Raw genomic sequence first — 12,391 nt, 5'->3', positions numbered from 1 at the left:
GTCGGGTCAGAGCCGCGCCGCCAGCTCGCTCGCCGTCTTCGCACCGACGCCGGGCACGTCGCGGAGGTCGGCCTCGCTGGCCGCGCGGACGTTCTCCACGGACCCGAAGCGTCGGAGGAGTCGGCGGCGTGTCTCGGGACCGACGCCGGGAACCTCGTCGAGCACCGTGGACACGTCGTCGCGCAGCGTCTGGTGGTACTGGACGGCGAAGCGGTGCGCCTCGTCGCGCACGCGCTGAAGCAGGTGGAGATGCGGGGCGTCGTCGTCCCACCGGCGAACGCCGTCGGGCGTGATCACCAGCTCCTCCTCCTTGGCGAGCGCCACCGCCGGAACCGTCCAGCCGACCTCCGCGAGCGCGTCGCGTGCGGCACCGAGCTGCCCGTCGCCGCCGTCGATGAGCAGCAGGTCGGGATCGGGCCGATCGTCGCGGCCCTCGACCGCGCGCTCGGCGCGCCAGCGGACGAGTTCGCGCATGTTGGCGTAGTCGTCGTTGCGGTCGGTGAGTTTCTTGCGGCGGTAGTCGGCCGTCTCGGCGCTGCCGTCGACGAAACAGACGTTCGAGCCGACGACCTGTTTCCCCTGGGCGTGGCTCACGTCGAAGCCCTCGATGCGCTCGGGACGGTCGGTCCCGAGCGCGTCGGCCAGCGCCGCCAGTTCGTCGCGGCGAGTCGGACCGCTGCGGGCGTTCTTGAGCGCGAGATCGACGAGCTTCCCCTCTCGGCCGGCCCCGGGAACGCGGACGGCGACGCCCTCGGCTTCCAGCCACGCGAGCACGTCGTCGTCTGCCGGTCGTTCCGAAAGCAGGACGGCGTCAGGAAGCTCTCTCTCGGCGTAGTACTGGACGAGAAACGCCGACAGCACCTCGGCGACGCGGTCCTCGGCGTCGGGCGCGTCCAACGAGTGGCGAGACCGGTCGACGAGTTGGCCGCGTTCGCTGTGGAGGCGGGCGACGACCGCTGAATCGCCCTCGACTGCCGCGCCGAGCACGTCAACGGTACGTTCGTCGGTCCGATCGGCGACGGCCTCCTCGCCCGCACCGTGGAACGACTCGACGGCATCGAGTCGGTCGCGGAGGTTCGCCGCGCGCTCGAACTCCTGCGCCTGGGCGGCGGCCTCCATCTCGCGGCGAAGCGGATCCGCGAGCGCGCCGGTTTCCCCCTCGAAGAAGCGGACCGCGGACTCGACGTGCTCGCGGTACGCGTCCGCGTCGATCTCGCCGGTACAGGGGGCCGAACACAGCCCCATCTCGTGATCGAGGCAGGGGCGGTCGCGCCCCTCGTACTTGTGATCGGAACAGCCGCGAAGCCCGTACGTCTCGCGAAGCGCCTTGATCACGGTGTCGACGCGGCCCTTGTCGGTGAAGGGGCCGAAGACGGTGGCCGCCTCCTCGGGGGCGCGCGTCGCCTCGATCCGCGGCACGGGGTGGTCCGTAAGCTGGACCAGCGGGTACGACTTGTCGTCCTTGAGTCGAACGTTGAATCGGGGGTTGAGTCGCTTGATCAGGTTCGCCTCGAGCAGGAGCGCCTGTGTCTCGGTGTCGGTCACCGCGAAGTCGATCGCGTCCGCTCGGTCGACCATCCGCGCGACGCGCGCCGAGCGGGGATCGGCGTACGACGGCACCCGGTCGCGGAGGTCGAGCGCCTTCCCGACGTAGAGGACGGTGTCGCCGTCGAGAAACTGGTACACCCCCGGCTCGCGCGGGAGATCGGTCGCGCGCTCGCGAACCGCGCTCGCGTCCATCGGTGAACGGTGGGTGCCGCGCGCGTTTGAGGCTGACGCGTCGGTGGCGGTCGCGACCGACCGGAACCGTCGAGGGTTCTATCAGTATCGATACTCTGACGGCAAGCATTAAACGGAAATCGCCGAGCCTACGGGTATGTCACTACTCGCCCGCTTCCGGGAGTGGGTCGCGGGGGCGAATCGGGAGGAGCCGATGGCCGACGGCGGCGTCACCGTCCAGTCTGGCGGCGACACCGTCCCGTCGCCCGAGGAAGAGGACGACGACGATGAACTGAACGTTGACGACGACATGCTGCTCGACGGCGTGGGGTCGGCCGTGTTCATGCTAGACGGCGACGGTGAGATCGTCGCCTGGAACTCCGCGATCGAGGAGCTGACCGGTGCCACCGCCGAGGAGGCGATCGGACACGACCACGCCAGCGAGATGTTCTATCCCGACGGTCGGCGCGCACAGACGCTTGCAGACAAGGTGCTGGAGAACCCGAAGTCGGTCCACGAGGAGTTCGACGTCGAGCTGAAAGACGAGTCGACGTGGCTCTACTGCGACGAGAGCGTGATGACCGACCAACACGGCGACGAGCGTCACATCTACTTCACGGCGATGCCGCTGTACGAGGAGGGCGATCTCGTCGCCGTCGTCGAGACCGTCCGCGACCGAACCGATCAGGTGCGCCGACAGCAGGCGGTCGAGGGGCTCGTCGACGAACTCGGGAGGACGATGGGTGCGCTGATGGAGGGTGACCTCGACGCGCGTGCGTCGTTCGCCGACGAGGACGACTGCCTCGACGATCGACTCCTCGATGTCACCGACGACCTCAACGACATGGCCGAGGCGTTCGAGAAGACGGTCGCCGGCGTCGACGAGGGGACCGTTCGCCTCGAGAGCTCCGTCGAAGAAGCGGTCGAGTCGGCCGAAAAGATCGCCGAGAACGTCAGCGAGCAGAACGAGTTGCTCTCGGAGGGCGTTTCGGAGATGCAGACGTTCTCGGCGTCGATGGAGGAGGTCGCCGCCACCGCAGAGGAGGTCGACACCGCCGCAGAGGAGGCCCGCGAGGCCGCGACCGACGGCCTCGACGCCAGCGAAGACGCCCGCGAGGCGACGGAGGACGTGACCGAGATCGGCGAGGAGCTCGTCGACTCCGTGACGAGCCTGGGCGACCGGATGGACGACATCGAGGCGGTCGTCGAGGTGATCTCCGACGTGGCCGAGCAGACGAACCTGCTGGCGCTCAACGCCAACATCGAGGCCGCCCGCGCGGGCAAGGACGGCGACGGCTTCGCGGTCGTCGCCGAGGAGGTGAAGACGCTCGCCGACGAGACCCGCCAGCACACCGAGGAGATCACGGGCAACATCGAACAGCTGCAGAACCAGACCGACTCGACGGTCGTCGCTGCCGAACAGAGCCACGAACAGATCGACCACGCGGCCGACCAGATCGACGACGTGCTGGCGGCGTTCGAGGACATCGCCTCCTCCATCGACCAGGCGGCCGACGGCATCGCCGAGGTGTCGCGTGCGACCGACGACCAGGCGGCCACCGTCGAGGAGCTCACCGCGACGATCGAGGAGGTCCGCGAGCGCTCCGACGACACCGAGGAGGCCGCCGACCGGATCGTCGCCGCGACCGACGAGCAGAGCCAGGCGATCGAGACGCTGGCCGAGCGCGTCGCCGAACTCCGGGGCGCTGACGCCGAGGCCAGCGGGGTGAGCACGGACGGCGGTCGGGTCGAGCCGCAGTTCCGGACCGACGGCGGGATCACGATCGACGCTCCCGCGAGCAACGAGGACGACGGCGACACCGGCGACCGCGCCGGCGACGGGCGGGGGATCACCGTCGAACCCGCGGACGTGGACCTCGACGGCGAGAGCCACGAACCCGATCGGGCGGAACGCGAATCCGACGACGAGTACGGCGGCTTCCAGTTCGGCAACTGACCGGCTGCCCCCGACTTCGACGGCTCGCGCTGGGTCCGTACTGACCCGACTGCTCGCGCTGAGTCCTCACCGATTCGACGGCTCTCGACCCCCGTATCCTTTCTCCCCCGCGAGCGTACGCCGTGACATGCGCCTGTGGCTCGTCGCTCGCGAGTACGACACCAGACAGACCGTCACGCTCACGTACGCGAGCGTCGACGGCGAGCGTTCCTACACCCGGCAGGCGTCGATCGAACTGCTCCAGCGAAACCCCGTCACCGCCGGTATCGACCGCGAGAAGGCCGAAACCGAACGCGTCGAAGACGCGGAGATCCGCGAGCGGTACGCGGCCGAGGCCGAACGGATGGCCGCCGGCCACGACCCGGACGACGAAGTCTGACGGGAGCACGGCGGGGCCGGCGGGGGAAGACTCACACGCCGGAGGGGGGCGACGCGTCGCTGGAGAATCGGCGCGTCGTCTCGATACATCGACTGCGGGCGCGACCGGGGGAGCGTCCCCGGCGGCGTCAACACCAGTTCTCGAGCACAGGGGCGTCGGCCTCGCTGACCGAGACCCACGCGTCGTCACACCCGAGGTCCGCGATGACGAACTCCGCGGCGGCCTCGTCTACCGACGCCATCACCTCACCGGGTTCACACCCCGTGTGCCTCGTTGCCATGTTTATGAGTCTCATGTGCGGAAGTATAAACTCGTCGGATCGACAGCCGATCGAGCGAGCGCGCCGATCGGGACGGGGCGACGTGATCGCCCCGTCTCACACCGCTCACCACACGTTCGTATGATACAAGAGGCGGCGGGGCGCAGTACGGGGCATGAACGTAGCCGACGCGATGACTCCCCGGGCGGACCTCGTTACCGTATCGCTGCCCGGCAGCCGCGAGGACGTGCTCACCTACCTGCAGGAGTACCGATTCTCCTCGGTCCCGGTCGTGAAAGGCGAGGGCGACGAGGAGGTGTACCGCGGACTCGTCTCCCGCGACGACCTCATCGACGAACCCGACGAGGACCAACTGGCGCTGCTCATGCGGGAGGTGCCGACGGTGACGCCCGACACGAACCTCCGCGACGCCGCGCAGGTGATGCTCGGCGGCTCCCGGCGCGTCCCCGTCCTGGAGGACCACGACAGCGACACTCTCGCGGGCATCGTCACCGTCACCGACATCGTGCGCGCCATCGCCCGCGAGGAGGTCGACGCCGACGCCGACTGCGACGCGGTCGCCGGGACCGAAGTGAACACCGTGTACACCGCCACGCCGCTGACGGTCGCCGAGCGCCAACTGTTCTTCGCGAACGTCCCGTACGCGGTCGCGCTCGACGACGACGGCGAGATGGCGGGCGTGCTCACGGAGGTCGACGTGCTCGACGTGGCCCGCGTCGTCGAGGGCGAGGACGACACCGGCGACTCCATCGCCGACCAGGACGACGACTGGAAGTGGGAGGGGATCAAGGCCGTCGGCAGCTCCTACGTCCCGACGCGGAACGTCGAGATCCCGATCCAACCGGTCGAGGAGTTCATGACCGCCGACGTGGTCACCGTCTCCCGTCGTCGGAGCGTCACGGAGGCCGCACAGGCGATGATCACCGACGACATCGAGCAGATCCCGCTTCTCGCGGGCGGCGAACTCGTCGGCGTCGTCCGCGACGTGAACCTCCTGGAGGCGCTGTAGGATGGTCGCACAGGAGGACGTGATCGAACTGGCGAAGCGCCGGGGCTTCTTCTTCGGCGCGAACGGCGCGTACGGCGGCGTCGCCGGCTTCTACACGTACGGCCCGAACGGCGCGGCCGTGAAGGACAACCTCGAGTCCGCCTGGCGCGATCGGTTCACGGTCCGCCAGGGCAACATGGAGATCGAGGCCCCGACGATCATGCCCGAGGCCGTCTTCGAGGCGTCGGGCCACCTCGACGGCTTCGACGACATGCTCGTCAGTTGCCCCGAGTGCGGCGAGTCACACCGCGCCGACCACCTCATCGAGGACAACACGGAGATCGAAGAGGCGGAGTCGCTGCCGATCCCGGAGGTCGAGGAGCTGATCCGCGAGCACGACCTGCGGTGTCCCTCGTGTGACGCCCCCCTCGGCGGCGAGCCGGTCGAGGAGTTCAACCTCATGTTCGAGACGAGCATCGGCCCCGGCTCGGGCCAGGCGGGCTACATGCGCCCGGAGACGGCACAGGGCATCTTCGTGGAGTTCCCGCGGCTCAAGGAGTACGCCAGGAACCGCCTCCCGTTCGGCGTCACCCAGATCGGTCCCGCCTACCGCAACGAGATCAGCCCCCGAAAGGGCATCATCCGCGTGCGCGAGTTCACGCAGGCCGAACTGGAGACGTTCATCGATCCGGAGGAGGACGAGCCGCCGCTCCACGAGGTCGCGGACGTCGAGGTCACGCTGTACCCCGCAGACGAGCAGGAATCGGAGGACGGCGAGGCGCACACGACGACCGTCGGCGAGGCCGTCGAGGAGGGCGTCATCGGCTCGGAGTGGGTCGGCTACTACCTCGGCGTCGCACAGGAGTGGTACGAGCGCGTCGGCGTCGACATGGACCGGTTCCGCTTTCGCCAGCACCTCCCCGGCGAGTTGGCCCACTACGCAGCCGACTGCTGGGACGCCGAGTCGGAAGTCGGCGGCGACTGGATCGAGATCACCGGCTTCGCGTACCGCTCCGATTACGACCTCTCGAAGCACGCCGACCACTCCGGCGAGTCGTTCACCGTGTTCAAGCAGTACGACGAGCCCAAGACGGTCGAGCGCGCGACGGTCGATCCCGACATGGCGACGCTCGGTCCCGAGTTCGGCGGCGACGCCGGCGCGGTCGCCGACGCCCTGCAGACGCTCGCCGAGCGCGACCCCGACGCCTTCGACGCCGACGAGGTCGACGTCGAGGTCGGCGGCGAGACGCACACGGTCGACAGCGACGTGGCGAACTTCTCGGTCGAGACCGTGACCGAGAACGGCGAGCACATCACCCCGCACGTCGTCGAGCCGTCGTTCGGCGTCGACCGCATCGTCTACACCGTGATCGAGCACGCCTACCGCGAGGACGAAGTCGACGGCGAGGAGCGCACCTACCTCGCGCTCGACCCGGAGATGGCCGCGACCGACGCCGCCGTCTTCCCGCTCGTCTCCAACGACGACCGCCTGCTGGAGTTGGCGGACGACGTGACCGACGACCTGCGCGGGGCGGGCCTCTCCGTCGAGTACGACGACTCCGGCTCCATCGGCCGCAGGTACCGTCGGCAGGACGAGGTCGGCACCCCGTTCTGCGTCACCGTCGACCGCGACGGCCTCGAGGGCGACGGGCCCGACACCGTCACCGTCCGCGAGCGCGACTCGGCCCGACAGGTCAGAGTCCCCGTGAGCGAGGTCGCGAGCGAACTCGCCTCGCTGCTGGATCCGGAAGACGGGCGCGCGTTCGACGCGCTGTCGACGGCGTACGACGAGATAGAGACCGACGTGGAGACGGCCTGAGACGGATGGGCGAGCTGAAGCGGCGGGCGGTCCACCTCGCGGGCACCGGGTTCCCGGCGATCTACCTGCTCGAAGTCGTGACGTGGCGGCAGCTTCAGGCGCTGCTGATCGCGGGGACCGCCGCCGTGTTCCTCCTGGAGTTCCTGCGGCTCGTCGTCGAGGTCAGTTGGGGGCCGTTGAACCGCGTGTACGACGAGCTGACCAGGGAGTACGAGGCCGACAACGTCGCCGGCTACGCGCTGTTCATGGTGGGCGCGACCGCGGCGGCGCTGGCGTTCGCGCCGCCGTACGGCCCCGAATCCGTCGCGTTCGAGCCGCCGCTCGCCGTGCCGGCGATTCTCATGCTCTCGATCGGCGACCCCGTCTCGGGCTACCTCGGCAGCAACGACGCGACGACGGCCAAGGAGGTGGGCGTGCTCGGGGTGATGTTCCTCGTCTGTTTCGCGCTGGCCGTGCCGTTCACCGTCCTCCACGCCGGCGAGGTCGTCGGCGTCGCCGCCGCGGTCGCGGGCGCGCTCGGCGCGACCGTCGCCGACGGGCTCAAGCCGGTGATCCGCGGCTACGTGATCGACGACAACCTCACCATCTCGCCGGCGTCGGGCGCGGCGATGACGGCGGTGCTCGTGCTGGCGGCCTGAGTCCGTCGGTCGACGCGCGCCGGAGCGCCCCCGTCACCGGAGGACGACCAGGTACGTGGCCGCGAAGATGACGACCGCGAGGCCGGCGACGTTCTCCAGCGTCTGAGCGACGAGATCGAGGTACGACAGCCCCCACACGACGACGGTCGCGAACAGGGTCGAGAGGATGACGTTCATCGCCAGCAACACGCGAGGGTCGCCGTCGCTTGCCATGCCCCGCCGTGCGGGTACCACCTACTTGGCTCTCGCGGTCGTACGCGGTCGTATGCGTCCCCGGAACCGCGAGGGCGACTCCGTCGACCCCGTCCCGTTCCTCGTCGTCGCGGGGATCGCGTTCATGGTCGTCTTCTCCGCCGGCCCGATATACCTGATGACGCTGTTCGGCGTCGACGTGCCGGTCGCGCTGGCCGGGTCGGCCGCGGTGTTCGGTCCGCTAGCCGCCGTGGCCTACCACCGGCTCGTGTGGTCGGTTCGGCCGGACCTCCGCGACGAACTGCCCGCGTCGTGGCGGTTCCGGCGACTGTTGTACGCCGCGCTCGCACTCGTGCTCGTTCTCCTGCTGCTGTCGCTCCCGTTCGTCGACTGGTAGCGAGCCCGAACGGATTCCGGTGGCCGCCGCATGCTGGGGACCGCCGCCAGCCGTGACCAAATCGCCGTCGATCACGCCGGTCGGCGTGCTTTTACCGAGCCGACCGAATTGGGGCGGTATGCGCGAGGTCGCCGCCGACCGGTTCGTCGCGTCGTCGCCCGCCGCCCTCAGGCGGTCGCTGTCGCCGACGGCGCTCGTCGAGTACGAGGGGAGCTTCGCGCCGCGAGCGAGTCGGACGGACGGCGACGCAACCGTCGTCACCGTCGCCGGCGGCGGCCTGGAGTTCGACCTCCGGTTCGTCGAGACCGACGACGGCTGGCGGTACGAACAGGCCGGCGACCGCGGCCCGTTCGACTCGATGGAGACGACCGTGACCGTCGAGCCGGCGAACGAGGGGAGCCGAGTGCGCGCGGTCTCGCGCGTCTCGCTGGGGCTGCCGGTGCCGCTCGTCGACCGGATCGCCGGCTGGAAGCGCCGCGGCGAACTTCGCCGGTTGCTCGACGCCGTCGCCGACGACGGGTAGAACGCTGGCGACAGCGAGGACGCCGAGTCGGCCGTCGGCGGCGACGACACCGTCTCTCCGACGGTCGTGCGTCGCATGCGGGAACATCCGTCGGGATTTATTCGATCCTGCCTGCTATGGGGTATCATGGGACTGCTCGGCACGCTCACGGAGACGCTGAAGGCCTCGACCGAGTCGCCGAACCGGGGCGGCGGGACCGAGGAGTCGACGGGGGCGTACTGGTGTCACGACTGTGACGAGCGCCTGCTGGACCTGAACGTCGAGGGCGAGGGACCGCCGTCGTGTCCCGACTGCGGCGACGAGATGGAGTTCGAGCGCTCGCCCGGAACGACCGGCTGCGCCTGCTGATCAGTCGACCGGCGAGGCGAGGACTTCGCTTCCGTCGTTCCCGTCGCCGTCGGGAAACCACGTCGCCGGGTCGGCGTCGATCCCGTCCCGAAGCTCTCGGTCCGTGAGCAGGCAGTCGTCCAGAGCGTTCCGTATCGCCGATTCGTCGAGGTCGACGCCGATGACGACCAGTTCCGTGTGTCGGTCGCCCCACTCGTCGTGCCAGTCGGCGTCGCCGCCGCGGTTCGCGCGGTACAGCTCCCGGTCGGCCTCGGCCATCGCGTCGACCCAGGGACCGACCGCCTCCACCCGAACCGAGGGACCGGCGTGGCTGTAGTTCAGCCGTCGGTCGGTGTCGGCGACGTGGAGGGTTCCCTTCGAGCGCACGACCGACTCGGGCAGGTCCGCGAGGTAGCCGGCGAGTCGCTCGGGGTGGAACGGTCGGCGCTCCCGGTAGACGAACGAGGTGACGCCGTACACCTCGTCCGGGTGGGCGTGGTCGTGAGAGCCGTGATCGTGGGATCCGTCCTCGTGGTGTCCCCGCTCGTGGCCGTCGGTGTGGTCGCGGGGTCCCTGCCCGCGACCGCGTTCGGCGTCCTCACGGTGTTCGTACAGATCGACGCCGAGCACGCGCTCGGGGTCGACAGCCGAGTGTTCGGTCCGGATCGTCTCGACGCCGGGACGGAGCGCGCGAACCAGCTCGTCGGCCTCCGTGAGGTCGGCGTCGGAGCACAGGTCGGCCTTGTTCAACAGCACTACGTCCGCGGCCTCGACCTGCTCGACCAGCAGGTCCGACAGCGGTCGAGGGTCGTCGCCCGCGCGGTCGGCCGTACTCCCGTCGCCCGCGTAGTCGTCGGTACTTCCGTCGCCCGCGCGGTCGCCGTGCGTGGCTGTTCCACGGCGTCGGGGCGTCCCCTCGCCGGCGAAGGCGTCGAGGAACTGCGGCGTGTCGAGGACGGTGACGACGGCGTCCATCCGATAACGCGCGGCGGCGGGACCGTTCGTGAACTGCCGGGCGACCGGCCCCGGCTCGCTGATGCCGGAGGGCTCGACCACGAGGTGGTCGAACTCCCTCCCGTCGGCGAGCTGGACGACCGCGCGTTCGAGGTCGTCGCGCAGCTCACAGCAGATGCAGCCGTTCGACAGCTCCGCGACACCGACGGCGGGCAGGTCGTCGCCGGAGAGCAGGTCGTAGTCGACGTTCACCGCGCCCACGTCGTTGACGAGCACAGCGATGTCGCGCTCGCCCGCAGTCGACAGCAGGTGGTTCACGAACGTCGTCTTTCCCGCGCCGAGACTCCCCGAGAGCACGGTCACCGGGACCGCGTCGTCGTCGGCCGCTCCGGGACCGCCGCCGAGGCCGCGTCCGGGCGTCATTGCCCCGAGATGGGGCGGTGTGGTACTTGTGCCCGTTGGTCCCGCTCACTCGCGCGACGACCGGCCTCGTCAGCCGGGATGAGGGCGACGACGCTGACGATAACGACAGCGACGCCGCTGGCGACAACGACGGCGACGACGGCGTCCGCCGACCGCAACAGCCTTATCCACGCTACCGCCCCACACACGGACGATGACCGACGACACGGACGGCGGCACAGCCGCCGGCGACGCGAGCGCCTCCGGGCCGGGGGACGACGCCCGGACCGGCGGGATCGCTGGCGACGCCGGCGGCGACGCCGATGACGGCGAAGCTGGGGAGACAGCCCTGTCCGAGCGGATCGACCGGCTCCTCGCGGCCGTTCGCGAGTGGGCCGCGGGGCTGTATCACGGCCTCGTCTCGCATCCGGCCTACGAGAAGATCGAGAAGGAGGCCGAGGACCTCGAGGACACGTTCATGCTGGCGTGCTTCCCCGACGCATTCGGCATTCCGTCGCCGGTGTCGTACTACACCGCCGAGCTGCTCCCGTATCTGGAGTCGGAATTCGAGGCGTGGGAACGCCGGATGTGGGACCGCGGCTCCCTGCTCGAACGGAAGGGCTCGCAGTACCACTTCTGACCGAGACACATGGAGAAGTTCGTGTTCTTCGGCGGGAAAGGCGGCGTCGGCAAGACGACCATGTCGGCGGCGTACGCGGTCAAGTGCGCCGACGCGGGGTTAGAGACGCTCGTCGTCTCGACGGACCCGGCCCACTCGACCGCCGACGTGTTCGACCAGGAGTTGGGCGACGAGCCGAGTGAGATCGCCGGGCGGGACGGGCTGTGGGCGATGGAGATCGACCCCGACGAGGAGGTAGAACACCACCTCATGGAGACGAAGCGCGCGCTCGGCGACCAGGTGAGCGCCGCGATGGTCAACGAGATCGACAGACAGATCGAGATGGCCCACCAGACGCCCGGCGCGTACGAGGCGGCGCTGTTCGACCGCTTCGTCGACGTGATGCGCTCCAGCGAGGCGTTCGACCGGGTCGTCTTCGACACCTCGCCCACCGGCGGCACCCTCCGACTGCTCGGCCTGCCGGAGTTCTTGGAGGGGTGGATCGACCGCCTTCGACGCAAGCGTGAGCAGTCGATCGACCTGTTCGAGAAGGCCGCGGTCGGCAACGCCGAACCGCGCCGCGTCATGGAGGGGGACCCGATACTGGACCGCCTGCGCGAGCGCAAGGAGTTCTTCGAGTACGCCGGCCGGACGCTCCGCGAGCACGCCGCCTTCTTCCTCGTGGTCAACCCCGACGAACTCTCCGTGCGGGAGACGCGCCGCGCGGCCGACGGTCTCGCCGACCGCGGCCTATCGGTCCGCGGTCTCGCGGTGAACCGCCTGACGCCCGAGCCGGATCCCGACGAGAACGGGCGGGGTGCACGCTATCTCCGCGACCGCGTCGCGACCGAACGCGCTCACCTCCGAACGCTCCGTGAGGAGTTTGATCAGCCCGTAGTCGCCGAGATCGAGACCCGCGTCGAGGAGATCCGGGGGGACTTCCTCACCGAGGTCGCCGCCGAGTTGACAATCGACACCGACGCACCCGTAGCGCCCCCGACCGAGCACGCCGGGGCGACCTGATCCCCGCCGGCGAACCCCGACTCTCCATCGGCGCGCGAGGTCCGCGCGCGAACGCGCAGACCGTGGTGAACGATCGGTCAGGCGGGGCCCACAAAGTACTCAAACGGAAGGGACCCCGAAATTTTCGGTCGTTCGATCCGAATCCGAAAGTTGTAGTGGCGTCACAGGCCGTCG

14 protein-coding genes are annotated in these 12,391 nt (G+C 69.7%); 10 read left to right on the top strand and 4 right to left on the bottom strand.

All coding sequences use genetic code 11. The features are described from left to right. Positions 1–6: 6 nt before the first annotated feature. Positions 7–1,740, bottom strand: coding sequence for an excinuclease ABC subunit C (locus tag Hbl1158_RS01440; RefSeq protein WP_234298306.1), 1,734 nt, complete (start codon positions 1,738–1,740; stop codon positions 7–9). Between the two features lie 136 nt (positions 1,741–1,876). Between Hbl1158_RS01440 and Hbl1158_RS01435 the strand changes: the two genes are divergently transcribed. Together Hbl1158_RS01435 and Hbl1158_RS01430 are read left to right on the top strand one after the other, a co-directional pair. Further along, positions 1,877–3,676: a methyl-accepting chemotaxis protein gene (locus tag Hbl1158_RS01435; RefSeq protein ID WP_234298305.1), complete on the top strand. Its 1,800-nt coding sequence runs from the start codon at positions 1,877–1,879 to the stop codon at positions 3,674–3,676. Positions 3,677–3,803: 127 nt separating this feature from the next. Further along, entirely contained in the window at positions 3,804–4,055 is a 252-nt protein-coding gene (locus Hbl1158_RS01430) for a hypothetical protein (RefSeq protein ID WP_234298304.1), read from the top strand. 127 nt (positions 4,056–4,182) lie between these two features. Here the strand turns inward: Hbl1158_RS01430 and Hbl1158_RS01425 are convergent, their stop codons facing one another. Then, positions 4,183–4,335, bottom strand: coding sequence for a hypothetical protein (locus tag Hbl1158_RS01425; protein WP_234298303.1), 153 nt, complete (start codon positions 4,333–4,335; stop codon positions 4,183–4,185). A gap of 154 nt (positions 4,336–4,489) precedes the next feature. Here Hbl1158_RS01425 and Hbl1158_RS01420 point away from each other — a divergent pair, with 154 nt between their 5' ends. Genes Hbl1158_RS01420 through Hbl1158_RS01410 form a run of 3 tightly spaced genes read left to right on the top strand, consistent with a single transcriptional unit; the run spans position 4,490 to position 7,780 of the window. Then, positions 4,490–5,344, top strand: a complete 855-nt coding sequence (locus Hbl1158_RS01420; RefSeq protein ID WP_234298302.1) for a CBS domain-containing protein — start codon at positions 4,490–4,492, stop codon at positions 5,342–5,344. Between the two features lies 1 nt (position 5,345). Then, positions 5,346–7,142, top strand: coding sequence for a glycine--tRNA ligase (glyS, locus tag Hbl1158_RS01415; RefSeq protein WP_234298301.1), 1,797 nt, complete (start codon positions 5,346–5,348; stop codon positions 7,140–7,142). Positions 7,143–7,147: 5 nt separating this feature from the next. Next, positions 7,148–7,780: a dolichol kinase gene (locus tag Hbl1158_RS01410; protein WP_234298300.1), complete on the top strand. Its 633-nt coding sequence runs from the start codon at positions 7,148–7,150 to the stop codon at positions 7,778–7,780. 33 nt (positions 7,781–7,813) lie between these two features. Here Hbl1158_RS01410 and Hbl1158_RS01405 read toward each other — a convergent pair whose 3' ends face one another. Next, positions 7,814–7,993, bottom strand: coding sequence for a hypothetical protein (locus Hbl1158_RS01405; protein ID WP_234298299.1), 180 nt, complete (start codon positions 7,991–7,993; stop codon positions 7,814–7,816). 52 nt (positions 7,994–8,045) lie between these two features. Here Hbl1158_RS01405 and Hbl1158_RS01400 point away from each other — a divergent pair, with 52 nt between their 5' ends. The 3 genes from Hbl1158_RS01400 (at position 8,046) to Hbl1158_RS01390 (ending at position 9,240) form a co-directional block, all read left to right on the top strand. After that, positions 8,046–8,369, top strand: a complete 324-nt coding sequence (locus Hbl1158_RS01400; protein WP_234298298.1) for a hypothetical protein — start codon at positions 8,046–8,048, stop codon at positions 8,367–8,369. A gap of 118 nt (positions 8,370–8,487) precedes the next feature. Further along, positions 8,488–8,892, top strand: a complete 405-nt coding sequence (locus Hbl1158_RS01395) for an SRPBCC family protein (RefSeq protein WP_234298297.1) — start codon at positions 8,488–8,490, stop codon at positions 8,890–8,892. Positions 8,893–9,018: 126 nt separating this feature from the next. Beyond that, complete coding sequence (locus tag Hbl1158_RS01390) at positions 9,019–9,240, top strand: zinc-ribbon domain-containing protein (protein WP_234298296.1); 222 nt, start codon at positions 9,019–9,021, stop codon at positions 9,238–9,240. On the opposite strand, the gene Hbl1158_RS01385 is transcribed toward Hbl1158_RS01390, so the two are convergent. Then, entirely contained in the window at positions 9,241–10,596 is a 1,356-nt protein-coding gene (locus Hbl1158_RS01385) for a GTP-binding protein (protein ID WP_234298295.1), read from the bottom strand. Between the two features lie 328 nt (positions 10,597–10,924). Between Hbl1158_RS01385 and Hbl1158_RS01380 the strand changes: the two genes are divergently transcribed. Beyond that, positions 10,925–11,215, top strand: coding sequence for a hypothetical protein (locus Hbl1158_RS01380; protein ID WP_234299443.1), 291 nt, complete (start codon positions 10,925–10,927; stop codon positions 11,213–11,215). A gap of 9 nt (positions 11,216–11,224) precedes the next feature. After that, positions 11,225–12,217 (top strand): ArsA family ATPase, encoded by a 993-nt coding sequence (locus tag Hbl1158_RS01375; protein WP_234298294.1) that lies wholly within the window; start codon positions 11,225–11,227, stop codon positions 12,215–12,217. Positions 12,218–12,391: the final 174 nt, after the last annotated feature.

The organism is Halobaculum sp. CBA1158 (assembly GCF_021431925.1).
In the GTDB taxonomy this organism is placed as follows: Archaea; Halobacteriota; Halobacteria; order Halobacteriales; family Haloferacaceae; genus Halobaculum.
Note: the sequence above shows the minus strand (reverse complement) of the source record. Positions and strands in the feature narration are given on the sequence as shown.